15 protein-coding genes are annotated in these 22112 nt (G+C 41.9%); 5 read left to right on the forward strand and 10 right to left on the reverse strand.

What is annotated here, in order from left to right; genetic code table 11:
- The first annotated feature begins 79 nt into the window (after positions 1-79).
- The gene (locus B151_RS0104990; RefSeq protein ID WP_020402510.1) at positions 80-1144 is read left to right on the forward strand and encodes a glycoside hydrolase family 3 protein; all 1065 of its coding nucleotides are present in this window, start codon (positions 80-82) and stop codon (positions 1142-1144) included.
- On the opposite strand, the gene B151_RS0104995 is transcribed toward B151_RS0104990, so the two are convergent.
- The gene (locus B151_RS0104995; RefSeq protein ID WP_020402511.1) at positions 1136-1990 is read right to left on the reverse strand and encodes a hypothetical protein; all 855 of its coding nucleotides are present in this window, start codon (positions 1988-1990) and stop codon (positions 1136-1138) included. The two genes, B151_RS0104990 and B151_RS0104995, sit on opposite strands and share 9 nt — an antisense overlap.
- Positions 1991-2096: 106 nt before the next feature.
- On the opposite strand from B151_RS0104995, the gene B151_RS0105000 reads away from it, so the two are divergent.
- Positions 2097-3257 (forward strand): acyltransferase family protein, encoded by a 1161-nt coding sequence (locus B151_RS0105000; RefSeq protein ID WP_026166486.1) that lies wholly within the window; start codon positions 2097-2099, stop codon positions 3255-3257.
- 14 nt (positions 3258-3271) lie between these two features.
- Here B151_RS0105000 and B151_RS0105005 read toward each other — a convergent pair whose 3' ends face one another.
- From B151_RS0105005 to B151_RS0105045, 9 genes are all read right to left on the reverse strand, one after another.
- The gene (locus B151_RS0105005; RefSeq protein WP_020402513.1) at positions 3272-3619 is read right to left on the reverse strand and encodes a hypothetical protein; all 348 of its coding nucleotides are present in this window, start codon (positions 3617-3619) and stop codon (positions 3272-3274) included.
- 117 nt (positions 3620-3736) lie between these two features.
- Positions 3737-6178 carry a phosphodiester glycosidase family protein gene (locus B151_RS0105010; RefSeq protein WP_020402514.1) on the reverse strand — a complete coding sequence of 814 codons (2442 nt, stop codon included), beginning with the start codon at positions 6176-6178 and terminating at the stop codon, positions 3737-3739.
- Between the two features lie 39 nt (positions 6179-6217).
- Positions 6218-7240, reverse strand: a complete 1023-nt coding sequence (locus B151_RS0105015; RefSeq protein WP_020402515.1) for a metallophosphoesterase family protein — start codon at positions 7238-7240, stop codon at positions 6218-6220.
- The gene (locus tag B151_RS18025) at positions 7240-9213 is read right to left on the reverse strand and encodes a family 10 glycosylhydrolase (protein WP_020402516.1); all 1974 of its coding nucleotides are present in this window, start codon (positions 9211-9213) and stop codon (positions 7240-7242) included. The genes B151_RS0105015 and B151_RS18025 overlap by 1 nt, the downstream gene beginning before the upstream one ends.
- Positions 9214-9295: 82 nt before the next feature.
- On the reverse strand, positions 9296-10675 hold the full coding sequence (locus B151_RS19405) for a T9SS type A sorting domain-containing protein (protein WP_020402517.1): 1380 nt from the start codon (positions 10673-10675) through the stop codon (positions 9296-9298).
- 61 nt (positions 10676-10736) lie between these two features.
- On the reverse strand, positions 10737-11981 hold the full coding sequence (locus B151_RS0105030) for an IPT/TIG domain-containing protein (RefSeq protein ID WP_020402518.1): 1245 nt from the start codon (positions 11979-11981) through the stop codon (positions 10737-10739).
- 1 nt (position 11982) lies between these two features.
- On the reverse strand, positions 11983-12987 hold the full coding sequence (locus B151_RS0105035; RefSeq protein WP_040516583.1) for a PorV/PorQ family protein: 1005 nt from the start codon (positions 12985-12987) through the stop codon (positions 11983-11985).
- An 8-nt stretch (positions 12988-12995) separates the two neighbouring features.
- Positions 12996-15164, reverse strand: coding sequence for a T9SS type A sorting domain-containing protein (locus B151_RS0105040; RefSeq protein ID WP_020402520.1), 2169 nt, complete (start codon positions 15162-15164; stop codon positions 12996-12998).
- A gap of 31 nt (positions 15165-15195) precedes the next feature.
- Entirely contained in the window at positions 15196-18348 is a 3153-nt protein-coding gene (locus B151_RS0105045; RefSeq protein ID WP_020402521.1) for a TonB-dependent receptor, read from the reverse strand.
- 365 nt (positions 18349-18713) lie between these two features.
- On the opposite strand from B151_RS0105045, the gene B151_RS0105050 reads away from it, so the two are divergent.
- The 3 genes from B151_RS0105050 to tnpA all read left to right on the forward strand — a co-directional run bounded on the left by B151_RS0105050 (position 18714) and on the right by tnpA (position 21560).
- A complete protein-coding gene (locus B151_RS0105050) occupies positions 18714-19493 on the forward strand; it encodes a tryptophan 2,3-dioxygenase (protein WP_020402522.1) in 780 nt (259 codons plus the stop codon).
- An 89-nt stretch (positions 19494-19582) separates the two neighbouring features.
- Positions 19583-20767, forward strand: coding sequence for a kynureninase/PvdN C-terminal domain-containing protein (locus B151_RS0105055; RefSeq protein ID WP_020402523.1), 1185 nt, complete (start codon positions 19583-19585; stop codon positions 20765-20767).
- A 340-nt stretch (positions 20768-21107) separates the two neighbouring features.
- A complete protein-coding gene (gene tnpA / locus B151_RS0105060; protein ID WP_020402524.1) occupies positions 21108-21560 on the forward strand; it encodes an IS200/IS605 family transposase in 453 nt (150 codons plus the stop codon).
- Positions 21561-22112 lie beyond the last annotated feature (552 nt).

The raw sequence follows: 22112 nt of genomic DNA on the forward strand, positions 1-22112 counted from the left end.
GGTTGAAGTTATACATTCTTAAGTTGAACTTCAGCCGGTATTATAGATCACTTGTAAAAAGAAAAAAATCGTCAACTTTATGTCCGCCAACTTGCTATCCGTTAATAAACTGTCGCTTCGAGAAAAAATTGGTCAACTCTTCATTATGGGTTTTCGGGGAAATGACATTTCCGAAAATTCCGAAGTTCTTGATATGATCAGAACCGGTAAACCGGGCGGAGTGATTCTTTTTGATAAAGACATGGTGGATAATAAACCGGTTCATAACATAAAATCCCCACAACAGGTATCGAAGCTGACAGCAGCCCTTCAAAACGCCAGCGAAATCCCCCTTTTTATTAGTGTAGACCAGGAAGGAGGTTTGATCAACCGTCTCAAACCCGAATATGGTTTTCCAGAAACAAAATCTCACAAACAGCTTGGGGAAATTGATGATCCCGAAATTACCAAGGAAGAAGGCAAGCTGATCGCTTCCACCCTTTCAAAATGCGGCATAAATCTGAATTTTGCCCCCGTTGTAGACCTGACTTTGAATAAGGAGAGTTCCATCATCGCTAAACGTGAACGCTCTTTTGGCGCTGATCCGGAATCAGTAACCCGGCATGCCGGTGCTTATATAGAGGGACATCTGCAAGAAAACATCATCACCTGCTGTAAGCACTTTCCGGGTCACGGAAGTGCAGAAGGCGATACCCATGCCGGTTTCGTTGATGTCACTGAAACCTGGAAAGAAGAAGAACTTGAACCTTATAAAACATTGATCGCTGAGGGTAAATGCCCACTGATCATGACGGCTCACATCTTCAATGCAAATATGGACAAGGAGATGCCTGCTACCCTTTCAAAACATGTTTTGACGGAACTTCTGCGCAATCAGCTTGAATTTAAGGGAGTGGTGATATCCGACGATATGCAAATGCGCGCTATTTCAGATCATTATGACCTGAAAGAATCACTTCGGTTGGGACTGAATGCCGGGTTAGACCTTTTCTGCTTCGGCAACAACTTGTTAAAAGAGCAGATACGACTTGAGGATGCGATCGATGCCGTGGAAGAGCTTATCAGAAATGAAGAGATCAAAGAAGAACGGATCGATGCTTCAGTGGAAAGAATACTGGCTCTTAAGAAACAGTATTCACTCTGAGTATTTCTTTACATGATATTCGACCAACCGCTCTATGGGTTTGCGAACGATGATGCTGAGGTTTAGCTCCCGTTCATTCAAAACCTGCTCCAGCGTTTCTTTATGAACCGCTGCAATGGAACCTACAAATCCCACGTTGGCTCCTTTGATACCCGAAAAATAAGCCAATTGTTTATCCGCGAAATCTTCAAAACCTTTCTTAACGATTTCCCGGATAAACGGGTGGTCAGCATGATCTCCAAGCAATTGAGAGAATGAAGCTACAAAGCGATTGGCATTCGGTTTTTTATAAACGTTTTCGAGAATATGGTCCAGGTTCATATCATGCCTTTGCTCCAGTACCTTTCGCAGGTCTTTGGGCATGATGTTATAGAAATAACTCCGAATGATCTTTTTCCCGAAATACCCCCCACTGCCTTCATCACCCAAAGTAAAACCGAGAGACGGTATCTTATGGGTGATCTTGGTGCCATCATAAAGACAAGAATTAGAACCGGTTCCTAATATACAAGCAAGTCCCGGGCTATTCATAAAACAAGCTTTAGCAGCGGCCAAAAGGTCGGTCTCCACGCAGATCTTTGCATTTGGAAAGTGCGCAGAAATCGCTTGTTCTACCGTTTCTTTGCCTTTTGGGCTTCCGCAGCCTGAGCCATAAAAGAAGATCTTATCCACTTCTTCGCCTGCCAATGGATCAGCAACATGGGCGGCTATGTTTTTCTTCATGTCTTCCTTCGACATGAAATAGGGGTTCATTCCCTCAGAATAAAAATCCTTTTTTTCTCCTTTTTCGTTTACTAAGATCCATTCTGTTTTGGTTGAGCCGCTGTCTGCAATTAGTATATTCATTCACCTGTAATAATTGATTGGTGCCAAGATAGTTATAGTGAAATTTCATTACCACTTTGAAGAGTATTTTTATACTATTGGGCTGAATCAAAATCAGATTTTATTTATGAGCACACTAAGCGGAATTTCATCCGGCAAGCGTTTGGTATCACTTGATTTCTTCAGAGGTGCTACCGTAGCTGCCATGATTCTTGTCAACAATCCCGGCTCCTGGTCTCACATTTACGGACCTTTGAAACATGCTGCCTGGCATGGATGGACGCCCACCGACCTCATCTTTCCTTTCTTCCTATTTATTGTCGGCGTTTCTATTGTGCTTGCCTTTACAAAAGCCCGTGCAAAAGGTGCTGATGATAAAGACCTTTTGAATAAAACATTGATCCGGGCGGCCAAGATCTTTGGGCTTGGTCTGGCTCTCTCAGCATTTCCTTATCTGACTTTTATACCGGATTTCGGATTACACCAAAACCTGATTGATATTCGCATTCCCGGTGTACTGCAACGCATCGCTATATGTTATGCGATTGGAGCCGTTTTATTCTTATACACCAAACCAAAGACTCAGATGGTTACTTTAGGTTCACTGTTGGTGGGCTATTGGCTGTTAATGACTTTTATCCCCGTTCCGGGGCACGGTGCAGGCGCTATTGACACTTCTGACGGTAATCTCGCTGCTTACATCGATCAGATTATTCTCGGCAGCCATATGTGGAAAGCCAACTGGGATCCCGAAGGTTTCCTGAGTACACTACCGGCCATTGGTAGCACGCTGATTGGCATTTGGACGGGAAGAATGCTGATGAGCAAACAAGATTCTGAATCCTCCAGAACGCTTCAGTTCTTCGTTTGGGGCTTTATTTTGATCATCCTCGGATATGCCTGGAGTTGGATCTTTCCTATCAATAAAAACATCTGGACCAGCTCTTACACTTTGTTTACCGGAGGACAGGCCATGTGTATTTTTGGATTGAGCTATTGGTTCATTGATGTAAAAGAAAAGCAGAAGTTCACCGATTGGGGCGTGGCCTTTGGCTTGAATGCCATCACCGTTTTCTTCATGAGTGGCATAATAGGCCGTTTACTATATATAATTACATTTAATTATAGAGGAGAAACATTTACGGTTAAAAGCTGGATTTATGAGATAGTCTTAAACTCAATAGCCTCTCCCATAAATGCTTCTCTTATATATGCAATTATTTGGATTATTCTTTTCTATTTCCTCGCAACTTGGATGAAAAGAAAGGATATCATAATTAAAGTATAGTGTAAATACTAATACTAATTAGGTTCAAAGAAAAGATATCCAGAAGTCCCAGTTGCACCAGCCCAAATTATATAATCAGAGCTAGTATCAAAATCATAGTTTGATAAATCCATTGTGCAGCTGGTTTCATAGAAACAGTATGTTTTTATTTCAGGATCACCATTAAGAGGAGTCACCCTTAAGGATATAGTCTCAGCTTGTACACCATATGTATCAAATGAAAACATATAACCTTCTGACATAGGTGATACATAGAAACTTTCACCTGGAGCATCCACATTTGTACCAATCATACTGGGATAACTGGCTAATGCTAAAAAAAAGACGCTTAATATGGAAGGAATAATGAGTTTTTTAAACATAAAAATTACCTCTATATACTATTGTTAATATTAACAATAACATATACTAAATTAATTATTTCTTTACAAGAGTAAATTTTGAAATAATGTTTATTAATTACTTGATTAATAGTTAAGTTATTTAATAAGCATCATCTTCTTTGAAAGAGTATAATCGTCAGCCCTTAGCTGATAAAAATACATTCCCGTAGAAAGTCCGGTAGCATCAAACGAGACACTATGGTTACCAGCTTGTACTTTTTTATCTAGTAAGGCAGTAACCTCCCTTCCTAACACATCATATACCGTTAATTCTACATCGGTTGTTTTCGGCACAGAAAAAGAGATCTGGGTCACCGGGTTAAAAGGATTAGGATAATTCTGCTCTAATGCTACCTTTTGAGGAATTTCTCTTACTTCCTCATTACTTACCGCATCACCGGAACGTGCGGGATAAGTGATCCGCAGATTATCCAGATAGATGGTACCGGTATATTCTTTTCCGGTTTCCTGATCCGAAGCCAAACGAATTCCAATTTGGGTTATCGTTATTGGATAATAGAAAGAGCTGTATGCTCCATTAGAAAGAATGTCTTCAGTAAGTGCTGGATAAATATCAAAAGAGGTATTCTCCGCCCATTTTTTTACGCGGATATGAAAACCTTCATCATCGTTATCTGCAAGCCCGATCTCGATCAGGTGTTTTTTGCCGTCGGTCTTTGCATCAAGAATGAGGGAATCAGGAACACCAAAAAGCGGGATCCCTTCATTTAGATTCAGGTATAACCATACATCGGGTGTATTCTCGTAAACAAAACTGTAGTCTATTTTAAGCGAATGATCTCCATCGGTTTGCTCGGAATCGGTTGTAGAGATCGCTGAATTTTGCAGGTCAACATTTTTTCCACTCAGTGTCCATGTACCGGCATCTTCAAAACTGTTGATCACTTCTTCTCCTACACCGATCTCAATGTCTACTTCGGCGGTATCAGATACACCGTCATAGGTACCTATAATTTTGGTTGAACCGGCTCCTAACCCGCTGAAAACACCATTCGTAACCGCTCCGATCTCCGGATTTTCAACACTCCATTCAACATCAGCATTATTTACGTTGTGTTCTTGTCCGTCGAAGTCGAATGCTTCATTAAAGAAAGAAAACTGGTAAGAAGTATCTGACACTGCATATTTGGGAAAAATGGAGAAATCCGTGATTCCTTTTACGATCACCAAAGAAGAATCGCCAATCCCTTCATACTCCATGATCACATAACCGGTGTCAGCGGCAGAACCGGCTGTATATTTTCCATCTGCTGAAATCGATCCGGAAAACCCCTCGCTTAGTGAAAAATTGATCTTCGATGAATCCAGCTCCATTGGATAGTAGTTCTCATCACTCCCGTAAGCATCAAAAGCATAGGTACTTCCCTTATACATTTTCAGATAATTGGGGTTGAGTTGTACCTTGTTTAAAACTCCGGTCTTTTCCTTGGTTGAAACAAGCATAAGTGCATTTGCAACGGCCCGCTCACCGGATCCATCAGATGGACTGTTAACCACCTCATCATGAACCACCATGGTTGTAGAGCCTCCGCCATCCAAATTGAGGGCATCCGTAACGCCAAAAGTACTCATGAATTCACCCATTTCGGTAAGGGTCATTCCGGCACTTGTACTTTTCCGCCCGTCCACGGTCATAAAGTAAACTTTGGTGGAATCATCATTAAAGCCAACTGCGGTTCTGGGATGACGTTCGGGCCAGTCTCCCTGATTCTGTCCGTCGTTCAGGAACTTTCCACGTCCGCCAACAACTTCTTTCAGATTGTCAAAACCGGGCTGTAATTGGTGCTCGATCGTGACCGTATCTCCAATGGCGATCGCATCCAAAACAGTTTTTGAAGTTCCGTGACCCGAAAGTACAAACGTTGTGTCAGTAAGTGGAGCATCGCCTCCGGAATGTGTATCCGTCACAACCGCTCTCACCTTTCCATTGACCACCCATGGATCAACCGCATACAGGATAAGCTCGGTTCCGTATTGATTGGTCCCTGTTGAACTCCCATAAAAATGGTTGTAGTAGATGAGCTGGTCGGTTCCCCTCGCACGGTTCACTCCATGCATTTCAAAAGCATCCCCATCCACATAGATATTTCCGGAATAAGAGGTTGGGTTAATAAACATTTTCTTTTCTCTGGTGAACCCAAAAACATCCCTGTTTATGGGGCCCTTCATGATATCGCCTTTAATTACCTGGGCATTTGTGGGGGTTCCTCCTCCGTAAAAATCGCCGTTCACGGCAGCAACTACCTGGTGCCCTGCCGTTGATTTCCTCTTGGCCATGGAACTGGTTCGTTCATAACCGGAAAAGCTGTCTTCGGCCTTCACCGTTTCGAGTGTAGTACTCGATTCAGTGATATCGATCTCAACTACATCAATGGTCCAGGGAACCGATGGAGCTTCAATGGTGTAATGAAAAATACCATGTCCGATCTGCTTCACACTCAGTGTGTCGTACTGAATTTGGGCGTTGGTAATTATTGGGAAGGCAATGCAAATGGCAATTAGTATCGATTTCTTCATATCGAAGGGTTTTGAATTATTTCTTAAAGTGCAGAAAAATCAGGGTTTAATTTCAGCCTTATACAAACTGTCCTGACGTTGTTCCAAATTCTTTCTGTTTTGGATGCGCTCACGTTCCACGGTATCTCCGGGCTCCAATTGATGCTCCCACTCATACGTAACAGGATACCAATTAATAATATCTTCCTTACCCAGTTCCATCACGGTATATCCGGGTTTAAAGCCCAGCCAGTTTCCACCCCACCATGCTGCTGATGCGGCCTGAGAAGTGATATACCAGACATCATTGAACCGAAAATCCTCGCTGATATGAGTGTGTCCCTGAAGCATAGCTTTCACATTGTGGCGCTCAAGGATGTAACGAAGGTCAATATTGTTTTGAAGAATGATGGGGCTCATAGCCTTCATGTCAAAATCGTTGTTGATTTGCCCCTTGTGAGAAAAAGCCGCCAGGTGTGATACCACAATTGCCGGTTTATCAAGATTATCGCCAAGGTCGTAGCGAAGCCAATCCAGTTGTTTTTCGCTTATCCTTGCCTCGTAGCTTGGCCCGTTCTCTCCATCCATCTCATGAATGGAATTCAAGACTACAAAATGCCAGCCTTTATGGTTAAAACTGTAGTAATCATCATTCATCCCAATTTCATCCATGATCATTTTTCGGCCGATACCGGGATGATCAGCCGGCACTTTACGGCGAGAAGAAAGCCCCAACACGTCATGATTTCCAATACAGGGATAATGAGGCATTTTCAATCCGGAGGTAATTTCCTTGTAAAGAGAAATAGACTCTTTATAGGTTTCCAATTCGGTATAAAGGCCGTCAAAAACCATATCGCCGCCCATTAATACAAGGTCGGGAGCAGGATCAAGAGCATTGACAGATGCTATACATTTCTTATAGCCTTCATGCCCTTGTCTGCGCGACGTAACATGCTGATCGGTCAGGTGTACGATCCGGAAATGTACTTCGTCTTCTGCGTCTTTCTTTGGATAAGAAAGAGTGCCCAATCCAAGGGCACTCAATCCAAGTTTCTTTAAGAATGATCTGCGATCCGACATTACTTGATGAGCGTCATTTTTCGGGTTTTAGTTTCGCTGCCCATTGTAAGTTGGTAGATATAGATCCCTGAAGACAGGTCCGAGGCATTAAAGTTGACCGAATGCTGTCCCGAACTCAGGACTTCATTCTTAAGTGTAGCTACTTCACGCCCCAGCATGTCATAAACTTTAAGGGTAGCAAACCCGGATTCGCTCAATGTAAATTTGATCTGTGTGGTAGGGTTGAACGGGTTCGGATAGTTTTGTTCCAGCGACATACTTTCCGGCAGCTCAGTAAGAGTTTCGTTAGAAACCACCACACCTGCTTCAACTGAACCGGTTGGATCACTTTCAACGTTATTACGGCTTACCGCGGTAACAAAGTACCAGTATCCGTTTTCTGAAGGAGGCGTAATATCGGTATAACTCGTTTCTCCGGTCACTTCGATCAGGTTGTAGTATTTCTCCATTTCTTCCATCTCATTTGGATCTTGTGATGCATCCACCCTATAGATGGCATATTTGATCAGAGAATCCACATGGCCTGTGTTGGAACGTTTTGCCACCGGAGCATTATTCGGGGCATCCCAACTTAGATGAAATTTATACTCTACTTCGCTGTCTCGGTTTACCACTAAATTCTGAGGCGATTCGGGTTTAGTGGTGTCTTTCCAGGACATCGTTGGTTGCAGAGCTGCATATTTATACAAGTTGTTCTTTAACGAATCTGCAAATCCTTTTGAAGAATAGGTTGTAATATTTTTTGCTCTAAAAAATACACTCCCGTTAATATTTTCATTGTTTCTATTGTGTCGAACCTGTCGTGGAATTTCATTAGCGGCAAATAACGAACCTGAAAAAGTTGTTCCATCCGTACGATACAATCCATGTCCAGGATAAATGTGTCTATCGTTCTCAGTGGCCCTGGCAGCCCACCAATTTGACAAAAGCCCATAATCTTGTCCGCCACCAAAAGGCCAATACAATTGCGGTGTAATGTAATCTATAGATTGGGCTTCTAACCAAGCAACACCATCAGCATAGATTGTTGCAAATGCATTTAATCCAGTTGTACCACCCGGTGTACCAGGTTTCCAAATGCCGAACGGGCTAATACCAAATTTGACCCAGGGTTTCATAACTGTGATGCTATCATGCACCATCTCAATAAATAAATTTATGTTATTTCTTCTCCAGTCATCCTTGTTTTCAAAACCACGTGGGTATTGAGCAAACGTACTATCGTCCAAAGCTTCATTTTCTTCTGAGCTGCCCATGTGATTTGGAGGATAAGGATAGAAATAGTCATCAAAATGGATCCCATCAATATCATACCTGTTGACTACATCCATCACCACATTCACGTTGTATTCCATCACTTCAGGCAAGCCCGGATCAAAAATGGCAATGGCATCGTTCAGTACCAGCAGCCACTCAGGATGGGTATTGGAAATATGCATGGAGTCACGCTCTGAAGTACCATTCCCTTTTGCTTTACTGTTTTCGTCATACTCTTTAGCAAGGAAAGGCTTCAAACTTTCATCAATATCTGCATTCTGAATTTTTTGGGTAAAGTCATCCGGTATCATTCTCATGGCGCGATAAGGATTCAGCCAGGCATGCAATTCCATACCTCTTTTATGGGCCTCTTCAATGGCAAATTCCAAGGGATCCCAATATGGATCAGGAGGGGTTCCTTCATCGCCGGTCAAATATTTTGACCACGGTTCAATATCCGAATCGTATAAGGCATCTCCTTCTGTTCTTATTTGGAAAAAAACAACATTTACGCCGGCATTTTTTAAAGCATTTAATTTTTTAATTAGATCTTTCTTTTTTAGGTCTACTGACCATGAGCTCGATTCTGGCCAATCCAAGTTTATTACGGTAGCAATCCAAACACCACGAAATTCTTTTTTGGGCGGTTCCTGAGCTTGTATTAGTGAAGAACAAAACAGTAATAAAATGACAGTATAAAATATCTTTAAGCGCATGTCACACAATAGTTTATTTTTTCCAAAGGATAAAAAAAAAGGCAGCACATTAGCTGCCTTTTTTTGTAAAAGTTCGTTGCTGTTATTTAATAAGAGTCATCTTATTAGTTAAGCGAACACCGTTAGCTTGCAGAGAGTACAGATATACTCCTGAAGACAAGTTTGAAGCATCAAAAGTTACCTGATGGCTTCCTGCACTCATTCTTTCGTTCACCAATGTAGCAACTTCTCGGCCTGTCATGTCATACACCTTAAGTGTAACCGGACCTGCTTCGTTAATACTGTAATTAATATTGGTGGTAGGGTTGAATGGGTTCGGATAATTTTGATCCAACTCATAGCCTTTAGGAATTTCTGCAACTCCTTCGTTTTCATTAGAAGTAAATACTTGATCAGTAGTAAACTTCTGTACTCCAAATTCTGGTTGATTAAATTGTCCAACGTAAGCTATAGTGCCGTCTGGAGAAAAGTCAATTGCTCTTGGTCTTCCATCTTGCGGCCCGGAACCTTCCAAATTCCATGACAAACTATCAAGGGCTACTTCATCTTCTGTCCCTAAATTGGCATAGTCAAAGGCATACCAGGTATGCATTCTCCAGCTTGAAGCTGTACCAGGATATTGATTTGGAGGATCATTAGGTGAACCTGCGCTTACCCATAAGTACTTCGTAACAGGATGAATGTCAAATGATTCAATTCTCATACCTTTAAGAGCGGTATCTGGTACTTGATCAAAACCTTCAAAAGCACTCGGTCTTTGATAGATGAATAATGCATTATTGTCATATCCTGCCCACCAAATAGTGTTTCCATCTTCAGATACTTCAAAGCCTCTTGAGAATCCAACACTTTCATCAATTACAACACCATTATAAGTAAGATCAGGATTATACTGTATAATAGGATCTCCTGGAAATACTCCCGAAACAAAAACATTTCCTTGGCCGTCAACTGCTGGTTTAGCAGCTCCCCTACCATCTAATCCATCATCTACAGTAGATTCAACTTTAGCAAGTCCTTCTCCTGTTTCATAGTCTATCAAGTATAACGTATTATAGAATGCAGCAACAATGTCACCTTGATGATTTGTTGCCAATCCTCTACCGGATCTATATTCAAACGCTTCTCCATTCCAAAATCCACCAACAGTATCCTCTGTACCGTCTGCAAATGGAATAATTTTTATTGGAGAAATATCTGCTTTTGTTCCGTCAGGATTAAAGACATTTATAACCGTAACTCTGGCACTATCACCAGTTTGTTCTACGTATACACTGTCACCACCTAATGGGTAATATGATTGAATCCAAATTTTTCCATCTGGATCGACTGCTATACCATGAACGTCCCTATCTGAGTTCGCACTATCCGGAAATACAGAATCGAATTCCCAGTTCTGTTGTGCAGAAGCTAGAATAGGTACAAAAAGTAAAGCGAAAAATAAAATTGTAACTCTTTTCATGAGTTCTCCTATTTCTTAGTTATTGTTAGTATGGGTTATACCCATTTTCTTTGACGATAATTTACAATCCGTATAAAGTAGATCGCTCTTTATCAAACATATCAATTTTGTTTAGTAAAAGTGTTCCATTTGCACCTGATCTTCTTGCACCAATTATAAAACCTTCCTCATCCCATACAAGTGAGTAATAATTGTCTTGTAGCACATACTGATAAAAAGGTAACACTTTACCGGTTTCAGTAACCTTTAAAATTCCATAATCTCCATCAACAATTCCTAAGTACATGTTCCCTTCAGAGTCAAAATTAATTGCTCTAATCATGCCTTGATACTTACCAGAAAGATTTAAAATCTCAGAAGCATTTCCCAAATTTCCAGTTCCATCAATTGGGAACATCCATACTTTTTGTTCAACCGATCCAGGTTCATTACCTGCAACATATAATTTGTTCTCATAGACAAATACTGATCTTAAGTTTGCAGTAAAAGAATAACGCTTAATAGATTTATCAGAAAATGTAAATCTATATATATTAGTATTATTCCCTACTACCCATATGTGACCAATTCCGTCAAATACTAAGTCATAAAATTTTGCACCCTCATTAAGTGGAGGATATGCCCATACTTCATCAATTGTTCCTTCCGGATTACCTCCTGGAGGCATTCTGAATATGGCAGCATTTGGCGTTTCCGGCGATATAAGATATAAACCTCCATCAGGACCAAATTTTGCACCAGTGTAATTGCCAAATCTAGTAGTATCTGAATAAACTGAAACTTGACCATTTTTTGTGATTTTTCTGAATTTGACACTACCTTGGATATCTATTCTGCCATAAATGCTTTCATCTGCATCAATTGCAAAAACTGAGACAGGTCGATAATTATCTGATAAACCAGGATGATTTGTTTCTGCGGAATCCAAAGTATAACTAAAACTGTTACTAAAATATTCAGCTCCTCTTACAGATACTCGAACATCCAAATTATCACCTGTCTTGTAACCAGGTCTTACTATTAACTCTCGACTGGAAGCTCTTTTAATAACTCCTGGAGCTCCTCCAAAATTAATAGTCATACTATCAATATCACTTGAAAAATTTTCTCCCCTCACTATTACTGAATCCACCCCAGCTAAATAACGCCCTTCAGGAAGTATATTTGTAATGACTGGATTTGGTTTTGATGGCTCATAGTCGGGATCAAATACGCTGTTTCCATTTTTACAGGAAACTACACCTAATGTTAATATAGCTATTAATGTTATTCGCGAAATCATTTTTGAATTTATACGTAATTTCATTTTAAAATCCTATTTGAGCACTAAATCTGTTCACTTCTCCGAATACACCGAACTGTGTATAAGCATAATCGATGCCAAGCGTAAGCGGACCGATCGGTTGTTTTATACCGGCACCGAATGAAAATTGCTCCTCATCTTTTGGAAAACCGTATCCGGCCCGCAGAACAAATCGGTCTATAAAAGTGTATTCCATTCCAAACAACAGCTGTTCGTCATAATCTCTGGGTCGGTTGGCATCTATACTGACGAGCAGAGAATGATTATCAGGATCTACATCCGTCAAGTCCAGAACATCCATTGAAATCCCGATCTTGAAGGTCAGCGGTAATTCAGATTTTTCATCGTCGTAACTAATTTCCGGAGAGAAATTTCTCAGTGCCATCCCAAAGTTCAGGCTTTCAAACCCGGTTTTATAAAGCACTCCAAAGTCGAGAAGCCCTGTACCGGCAGAAAATGATTGGGTGGCGTAATTTCCGTTACCATCTGTGCTAACTGCAACTTCGCCTAAATTCTGATAGCTGTAACGAAAGTTAGCACCCACAGAAAATTGTTCGGTTATGGCATTGGCGTAGGATAAACCCACAGCAAAAGCCGTTGGGTTTATGGTTCCAAGCTCCACATAACCATCCTCATTATCAGCCAAAGCCGTGGACAAGATATCCCCGTAATCAACGGACATAGCGTTTACTCCGATCACACCAAATTTCCCATCGGCGGGTTTGTAAACAAAAGCCGCTGAGTTATGATTGATATCGGCGATCCACTCTACCGCGCCTACCGTAGCTGTGTAAGATCCTTCAATGAAAGCCATAGTCGCCGGATTATAAAAAGCAGAATAAGCTCCCATATTAACGGTTGTGGCAGCACCGGAAAGAGCTGAAGCTCTTGCTGACGGTGAAACGCTTAAAAATTTCATACTTGTTTGCGCCCTTTTTTCCTGTCCGAAAACATTGGTCGCAAAAAAGAGACTAACTAAACTGATTAAGAAAACTTTAAAGAATCTCACTTTTACACCTATAATATGATTACGATTTTTCTTGTAGCTACACTTCCAAATTCATCGTCATTAGGATCCTCATTAATGATCCTTGCGATGTAGACACCACTTACTATTCGCTGCCTTGAATTGGTTTTAAGGTTCCAATACATGTCACCGCTTCCGTTTTCATTGGAAATGGTTGTGATCAACTCACCAAGTTCTGTATAAATTTCAACGGTACACTGTGCAGGAACTTCATAGAAAGCAATACGATCGTCATCAGCCTGGTTACCGAATCTTAAAGCATCCGGTGAATTTGCCCTGTATGGATTAGGAGCTACCCGAATTTCTTCCATTGATTCCCCTGCCGGTCGCAATAAGCGAGCCGGTTCGAAACTCTGCATGTAATACCGATTACTTACCAAAGGCTGACCGGTTGGTGTTTGTCCTGTAGCATCACTATTGACCGACCCAACACTCTGGATATAGTAGTAATAATCTCTGCCTCGAATTGGAGGGGGAAGTTTAAATTCCGGTCCCCGATCCACATCACCATCTATGATAACCCTTTCTTCTGAAGATGCTTCATAAAGTAAACGATAAGTACTGTCTACCCGCCCGGAAGCGCGGTAGATCCTGAAACCGGTCAGATCGGAAGCATCGCCTTCAAAATCCCAATTTAACTCAATACCGTTACCGGCTGAGATTACATTGAACAAGCTTGGCGGTTGAGGGCCTTGCGGAATGTCATACCCTGACTCGTAATTCGCGATGGCTCTTTCAAATGTTTGAAATAAGGAATCACGGCCTGTAAAAACCCATTCATTTTTCGTGAACTCGTAATCGGTACCATTAATGGTATATGGAATTTTAACATTGTTTTCGTCAACACCGGGATCTTCAGCGGCTTGTTTAAATGCACGCCCCACTTCTTCCGCTAATTCTCGGGATATTCCAGCTGAAGCTTCTGCTATCACGATCCTTACGGTTTCACCGGGTGCAATTGTGTAGGGTCCATAACCATAAGTGTACGCCTGACCACCTCCCTCTCCTAAAGAAGGATCACTGGTAGAATTTATAAAGTCTCCGCTGGGTTCAACGGTATAGGCATGTCGGGGAACACGGCCTCTGGTCATCAGATCATACTCGTCGGACATTTTTGTCACGTTGAACGCATCGTTGTTACTATAAAGCGGGTCATCATTATGTTCGTAAGCCATGGTTGAAGGCTGCCCCGGATCATCGGTCTCATCGGTTGCTGAAGCATCAGCATGAAGCGTTACAGTTCCCACAAAGTGATAAGCCGCCAACCTCCCGGTAGTATCATCAGCGGTTAGATAGCCCCCGGTAGTATTGGGTACAAAAATAGGAGCTCCAATATTGTTATAATTAGCCGTAGCAAAACTTGGAAAATATCCGTGCCAGGCAAAAGAAGCTCTGAAATTTTCCGGTTCGCTGGGTCGTAAACCATCTCCCCTTCTATCATTCATAGTATTAACTCCCCATCCAGTGGCGTTTCCAATAGTATAACGGGAAGCTTTAACAGGAGCCATTCGGTTCAGGAAGTAGGCTACAAAACCTTCAACCGTTTGATTAGGCAATTCAATTTCATCATCATCATCGATATTACCGGTATTGGTAAACTCGTATTCAATGATATGATAGTTGTCATGGTACTGCTGACTGAATTGCATAGCCGTTCTCTTAACGGTAATACCGAGCAGGGTATTCATTTCAGATACTATCGCACGGTCGGCAGCCATGTTTTCATCAATACGATCATTATTGACACTTTTACTGATCGACTGCAAACCATCCACAAATACTTCAGGGGCCGGAAACTTACTTACCGTTTCCATACTGATAGGATAAAATTCACCGAGACCGGTCACTCGCGGGCCCACATGAACAACTCGTTCAGCATAATCAAAGCCCCTTTCATCCGTAAAATCAGTTACACCAAGCCACATTCCTTTCATGGCCTGGGCATCCTGCCCTCTGTAAATAGCCGGCCATTGCCAGCCACCTTGTTGTTCATTGATAAATCCCTCTTCAATTTCCGATCCTATATTGGAATAAAAATTGTGAAAAGATCCTACAGATAGCCATCTATTTTCAACCTGAGCGTTCGCGGAATGAGGCAAGCCTATAATTCCAACTAACAAAAAGGCACAGGTTATTTTGAATATACTTTTATTACTCATTTGAATTCTTTTGTTGTTACTGCTCGGTTAATTAAAACGAAAACCTAATTCCAAATCGAATAGTACGTGGGTCAAGGAAGTGGAAGAATTCCTGATTCGGCATATTTATGTATGCTTTATCATCCAAAACATCATTTACGTAGCCGTTATCGGCTTCAACGAACGTCCCATTCTGATACTGATAATACACCCCGCTTTGGGTATCGTAGTACAATGCTCTTCCGTTTGGCGAAGCAATATTATTTAAGTCGGGAGTTGCTTCAATGGGTACATATTCTACACCGGCCGGACGGTAGTCGCCCACCTTGTCACTTCCGGGTACTCTGGAATTAAGTAATCCAATTTCTTCTAACTTATTCTTAGGTAAGTGCAGGGAACCCATGTAATCCAGGTAGTCATTACCATCAATTAAGCCGGCATTGAATACATTGAAATTTCTGGTATTCAGTACGTTACTGATATCAGCAAAGAACTTGATATTAGAGCCATCATTGAAATCTACCCGTTTGGTAAGTCGCAGGCTTGTGGTCCATACATCGCGAGCCTGCAGGTTATTTACAATACCTGGAATAGAACCTCCTCCGGTGTATGTAAGGCGCTGACCGGCTCTCCAGTTAACCAAAGGTACGATCTGCCATCCACCTAAAGGATTGGTACCTAATAATCTTGGACCAAAATCATATGGGGTCTGGAAGTAGAGCTGTAATCGAGCAAATGGGCGAGGAACCGGGCGAGTGATATCATTATCATTAGTTGTTCGCTCATAATTACGCTGGTCAAATGGGTTTTCATAATTGACGAGCGTGCCAAAAAATCCACGTGATTCGATATGGTAGGTATAATTAACCTCACCCCAGAAGAAACGGCCTGCTTGTTTTCTGAGGGTAAACTCTAATCCCCGAATGTCTTCGTAAGAAAATGGCCGGCTGACCGAATAGGAATCACTTCCATTTCTTGCCACGTAGCCTACCGTTATAGGCTGATTTATAAGATCTTTGTAGTAACCACTGACACGTACCAAGTAATTATCAAAAATATTCTGTTCGTAGCCCAATTCATAAGCAATGGTTTTCGGTAATTTATTCTCAGGAGCAGCCACCCGGGTCACCGTATTTGTGAAAGGCTCAACCCGTACCAAGTACAAGTTTTCCGGATCAGGTAGCTGAACAAAATGTCCGTAGTTAAAGAACAGCTTACTGTTATCCGTAATTGGGAAAGAAACCCCCAATCGTGGCTGTAACACAACTTGTGGACTCACATCAGAAGTAGCAGCCGTGTCTAATGCTGAGGCATTTCCGGTATTAAACAGATCGGTAAATGGCTCATAATCATACCATGCGATATTGGGATCTGAATAGGTTAACCGCAGCCCCAGGTTTGCGATCATCCCGTTGAATTCCATCTTATCCTGTACAAATAAAGCTCCCCGTAAAGGTGTGGTATCCCAAACGGATCGAGTTCTTCCGGACCGCAAGACTTTATCAAAAGATCCGTAATTCACTTTACTGTGTGTGCGTACAAACTCAAAACCGGCTTTAACAAGGTTCACGCGGTCAACCTGACTGGTAATAGCAAAGCTGGTATTCAATACAGATATCTCACTGCTGTCGCGCGAGGTACTCATTCCAACTCCCATACGCATTCCTGACGCAACCCCGAACGATGTCTCATCATAGAATCCAAAGGGAGCTTCAGAAAAGCCTACCCCACCGATGGTGTAAACATCCGAAGTATCCCTGAAAGCACCGGGATTGGTGCTGTTACTGGTGAAATAATTGTTCACCTTAACTTCGTAGAATGTGTTGTTATTAATCGAATGAGTGAACTGAGCACCAATGTTGGCATTTACTCTTTCAGAGGGAGCCCAATAGTCGGAAGCATATATCCTTGATTCAATGTAACTCACTTGATCCATATTGGAAGCGATTCCCGAAGGGGATACAAAAAATCCCGGATTTCCGGACTGACTTGCACCGGTTCCGGTTTCATTACTGTACATACCATCTATGGATAGTTTCATTCCCGGAGCAACATTGCTGGTCAATTTACCCTGAAACGTTCGCTGCTTGTATCGATCTCTGGAAAGAGGAACCATATACATGGTTTGCGTTTCACGGAAAGAGGCAGAAAAACGAAGATCCCCTAACTTCTCACTGATCACCGGAACGGGCCCTCCTATAGTAAGGTCAACTTCATAGTCCGGCTCGGTGATAGCCATATCTTTTCTGTGCTGATATAAAAATGCTTGTTGAGCCGCTTCAGGAGTCAGGTCATTATTTGGATCATCATCACCCAAAAGCTGCTGAGAAAATGCATTCCACCCCATAAATGCAGGATAAGTTTCCTGAGTATATTGATCCCAAGCCCCATTATTGGTTCCGGTCCAGGCTACTTCATCATCAAGGAAAGGACGCAACCAGTATGAGTTAGGATCATTGATCCTTTGGCCTACATTTTTTTGCTGAGGCGGGGTAATTCGAAAAATACCATCAACCGTATAACGGTCTCTGCTCCCCTCCTTACTGGTAACATTGATCACACCGGACCGGATGTTTCCATACTCGGCATTGAATCCCCCGGTTTGAACCTGAACATTTTCAATAGAGGTAACACTAATGCCCGTGAAAGGTGTATTATCTCGCTCGGAACGCAGGGAAAAACCATTCAGGTTAAATGCAACCTCATCGGCCCCACTACCCCGAATACTTAAACCATCTTCAATTCCTGCTTGTAAACTAACCACTTCGTTTACACTGGTTACCGGAAGTGCATCAATACTTTCCTCACTTATGTTTGCCTGACTGGAAGAAACATCCTTTTTCACCACCGGTTGCCGGGCTGTTACCACAACCTCTTCACCTTCCAGGGTTTCCTCCCTCATTTCAATATCTACTTCCGTAGTAAGGTTTATATTCACTTCCACATTTTCTATTACCACCGGAGTAAAGCCCACATACGTAGCTTTTAAAGAATAAATGCCGGCATTGACATTTAATATCTGGTAGTACCCATCCACTGCGGATGAGGTTCCTTGTGTGGTTCCCTCAATAATGATATTCACACCCGGTAAAGGCTCCCCGTTTTCATCGGTTACAAAACCGGTGATCTTACCGGTTTGGGCGAAAGCGAGATGAGAATAAATGAAGCCTAAAAAGAGAAGAGATAGTAACTTTTTCACATCCATAAAAAATTTGTTTTGAACAACCGATCAAATTCGTTGTCGATTTGAGTATTGACTGAAACCGCATACTATAAAATTCTAATTAAGAAATAAACTCTTAAAGGAATTTTTTTCTTAAAACATTTTATTTCTCCCCGAAATAAACAGGAAGACTGTTAAAGTCGATTTTTGTTTAAAGAATCCAAGAATTTACTTGAATGTTGATTCAAATTTTCTTGCAATTTTTAACACTTAACCTTTTGCCTGAGAGTACATTATAGAATCTGCTCTGTTTTAAGCAAAAGCGCTTACATTTTTTTTGCTTAATGAAATCGTTTCCGAAAAATTCTACTTTGTCAGAAATTTATGAACCGGGAAGAACCTGATACATGAGCTTAACTTATACCAGCTATTTAAAAATTGACGAATTAACAGACCTGCAAGAATATAAATCGAACCCTCCGGAGCACGATGAGATGCTGTTCATCATCATCCATCAGACTTATGAGTTGTGGTTCAAGCAGATTCTGCACGAGTTTGGGAAACTTCGGCGCGACCTGGAAGCCGGCAAAACCTGGGGAGCCGTCAAAACCATGCGGCGCATTCTCACCATTCTAAAAACTATGGTTTCTCAAATTGATATTTTGGAAACCATGACCCCGCTGGAATTCAACAGCTTCAGGAAGTTTTTGGGGCAATCCAGTGGATTTCAATCGCTGCAGTTTCGGGAGATGGAAATTGTATGCGGCTTGCGCTTCCCGCTCATGAAAGAGGCTCACAAAGATCAGCCCAAACACCTTGACATCCTGGAAGAGCGCATGGAAGAATCTACTCTTTGGGAAAGTTTTTGCGCGTACCTGCGAACCCGGGGCTACGATATCCATCCCCAAAGAGAAAATGAAAAAGGATTGATTCATGAACCGAATGAACAGGATCAGGAAATTCTGGTGGAGGCCATGAAAAACGACCCCGAAGCGGCGATGGTCGCCGAGCTTTTTGTGGATTATGATGAAGGCCTGCAGGAATGGCGATATCGTCATGTTAAAATGGTGGAGCGTACTATCGGCACCAAAAAAGGAACCGGGGGGTCGGATGGGGCGAAATATCTTCACAAAACGTTAAACAACCCAATTTTCCCGGATTTGTGGGCTATTCGTTCCAAATTTTAGTTTTTTGAAAAAATATAGATCCGGATTTGGAATGATTTTCATTATAACTGATTTCAAAAGATTCCACATCAAAACTGTAATTATATACTATGAGTGATATTGATACTTTAGCCAACCGCCTTGCCCCCCACTACTCCCGGTTTGATGTAGCCAACCGACTCCTTTTCACCGGACATTCTCACCAGGCCTGGCCCGATGTAGCCCGTGAAGGACAAACCGAATATTTTGATGTATGCGCCCGAGAAGTGGATAACAAATGGGAAGTGGCGGCCGAGAAAACCGAGATTCTTCGTAACTACCTGCGCGATTTTTATGATGATCCGAATGGATTTTACTGCCGCGAAGAAAGCACACATGTGTTATTTGTAAGCTGGATGAGCAGCCTTGATCTGAAGAATAAGCCAAAGATCATTTCCACGGATGGTGAGTTTCATTCGCTTTTCCGTCAGCTTCACCGGCTGGAAGAAGAAGGACTTGAATTCGTACAGGTTCCCGTTCAACCCGATGACAGTTTCGCCGAGCGTATCATTAATGAAATGGATGAACGAACATCAGCCATCATGCTTTCGCGCGTATATTTTGAGACGTGTCTGATCAACACACACCTTACCAAAATTGCAGCAGCTGCCCGTGGAAAAGGCATTCCCGTTTTGATCGATGATTACCACGGCACCAATGTAGTTCCGTTATCCATTCGGGAAGCAGGACTTGAAGACTGTTTTATCCTGATTGGAGGTTATAAATATTTGCAGTGGGGCGAAGCCAATTGTTTCCTTCGTTTTCCCAAAGATTGTGAGTATCGGCCTGCTATTACCGGGTGGTTCGCTGCCTTCAGCTCACTTGATAAACCTCGCAACAATGATCCCGTGGAATACGATTATGGCAATCAGCGCTTTGCAAGTGGTACCTATGATCCCTCCTCTCAATTCCGGGCAGCCAAAGTTGTAGAATTTTTTCGCGAGCAAAGACTAACTCCGGAAGTACTTCGCAAACAATACAAAGCACAGGTTGGAATGCTACGTGAACGATTTTTAGCCAAGAATTTTGATCCGTCCACGATCCGGCTCACTCATGAAGAACCGCTGGAAAGGAACGGAGGGTTTTTATCTTTGACGTCACCGCATGCCCGTGACATCCGCGCTCAATTAATGGAAAATGGAGTGTTCACCGATGCCCGCGGGGAAATCTTACGGTTTGGCCCGGCTCCCTATATCACCACATCCCAAATCGGGCAGGCGATGGATGAGTTGGAGAAAGTAGTGAGCAAGATTTAGACAAATTCGTGTCATCCCTCCGGGATTTTGTTCTCTTTTCGCCATAAACCCCGAATTGAAATTCGGGGCTGCATTCGGGCGTCCCTGCCGGGACTCTTTATGTCCTATCCTAAATCATCTATTTCACAAATAAGACAATAGATCTCATCTCAAAATCCCGGAGGGATGAAAGAATGTAGCCACAGGATTCATCCCGTGGTGGAAAGTTGTGCCAAAACCCAAGTCCCAGCGGGACGACCCACAGAAATCACCCAAAATTTTTAAGCCACTAAAAAAATCTGTAAGGATTCCCGTTTTTAACGCTCTTACAATCAAACCTAAAAATCAAGAACGGGGTATTATGGCAAACTCATTCAACCAAACGTACATCCATTATGTATTTAGCACAAAACATCGAAAACCACTCATAAAACCAGATTTCGAAAAACGCCTTTGGGCATACATTGCGGGAATCGGGAAGCATAATGGATTTCATATCATAACATCTGGTGGTATGCCGGACCATGCTCATATTTTGCTGGAGCTCTCCAAAACAATAACGATCTCTCAAACCATTCAAAAAATAAAGGGTAATTCTTCTAAATGGATCAATGATGAATTTTATCCTAACAGAGAATTTTCCTGGCAAGCAGGTTATGGAGCTTTCAGCATTGGTCGATCCGGATTGAAGCATGCGATCCGATACATTCAAAACCAGAAAAAACATCATGAGCAAAAAACGTTAAAGGAAGAATTCTTGGACTTATTGAACAAATACAACGTGGATTATGACGAACGATATTTGTGGGATTGAGTTGATAGTGAATATTGTGGAAATATTTTAGGGCCATCCCTCCGGGATTCTCATCAATCTACAATATAGCCCCGGATTAAAATCCGGGGCTACATTCGTGCGTCCCTACCGGGACTAATTCTGCGTTTATTTAAACCGCCTTCATCTGAAATTAGCTAATGGATTTCACTTTAAAATCTCAGAAACAATAACCACGAACTTTGCTTAGTAAATCAGTTCCAACATAACTCTTCACGTTTTAAGAATCCCTGATTTGACCAATAATTCAATATAAATCCCGGAGGGATGAAAGAATGTAGCTACGGGATTTATCCCGTGGTAAACAATGCCACCAAATACAAGTCCCAACGGGACGGTACAAAGAAATCACCTATTATTTATTCATTCGATCTAAAATATTAGTCCCTATGGGACTATCCTTTCTCTCAAAAAATTTCTGTAAGGAATTGTCTTTTCATCCCTCTTACTAACAAACAGAAAACTTTTGGGAAAATATAAAATCGGGGTTCAATCAAAGTTTGGCAATTACATATATCAAACATATATTGCATT

The organism is Gracilimonas tropica DSM 19535 (assembly GCF_000375425.1).
Lineage (GTDB): Bacteria > Bacteroidota > Rhodothermia > Balneolales > Balneolaceae > Gracilimonas > Gracilimonas tropica.

Bases quoted from the DNA above. Each gene is read 5' to 3' on its own strand.
- B151_RS0104990 (WP_020402510.1), top strand. From the start codon at position 80: ATGTCCGCCAACTTGCTATCCGTTAATAAACTGTCGCTTCGAGAAAAA.
- B151_RS0104995 (WP_020402511.1), bottom strand. From the start codon at position 1,990: ATGAATATACTAATTGCAGACAGCGGCTCAACCAAAACAGAATGGATC.
- B151_RS0105000 (WP_026166486.1), top strand. From the start codon at position 2,097: ATGAGCACACTAAGCGGAATTTCATCCGGCAAGCGTTTGGTATCACTT.
- B151_RS0105005 (WP_020402513.1), bottom strand. From the start codon at position 3,619: ATGTTTAAAAAACTCATTATTCCTTCCATATTAAGCGTCTTTTTTTTA.
- B151_RS0105010 (WP_020402514.1), bottom strand. From the start codon at position 6,178: ATGAAGAAATCGATACTAATTGCCATTTGCATTGCCTTCCCAATAATT.
- B151_RS0105015 (WP_020402515.1), bottom strand. From the start codon at position 7,240: ATGTCGGATCGCAGATCATTCTTAAAGAAACTTGGATTGAGTGCCCTT.
- B151_RS18025 (WP_020402516.1), bottom strand. From the start codon at position 9,213: ATGCGCTTAAAGATATTTTATACTGTCATTTTATTACTGTTTTGTTCT.
- B151_RS19405 (WP_020402517.1), bottom strand. From the start codon at position 10,675: ATGAAAAGAGTTACAATTTTATTTTTCGCTTTACTTTTTGTACCTATT.
- B151_RS0105030 (WP_020402518.1), bottom strand. From the start codon at position 11,981: ATGAAATTACGTATAAATTCAAAAATGATTTCGCGAATAACATTAATA.
- B151_RS0105040 (WP_020402520.1), bottom strand. From the start codon at position 15,164: ATGAGTAATAAAAGTATATTCAAAATAACCTGTGCCTTTTTGTTAGTT.
- B151_RS0105045 (WP_020402521.1), bottom strand. From the start codon at position 18,348: ATGGATGTGAAAAAGTTACTATCTCTTCTCTTTTTAGGCTTCATTTAT.
- B151_RS0105050 (WP_020402522.1), top strand. From the start codon at position 18,714: ATGAGCTTAACTTATACCAGCTATTTAAAAATTGACGAATTAACAGAC.
- B151_RS0105055 (WP_020402523.1), top strand. From the start codon at position 19,583: ATGAGTGATATTGATACTTTAGCCAACCGCCTTGCCCCCCACTACTCC.
- tnpA (WP_020402524.1), top strand. From the start codon at position 21,108: ATGGCAAACTCATTCAACCAAACGTACATCCATTATGTATTTAGCACA.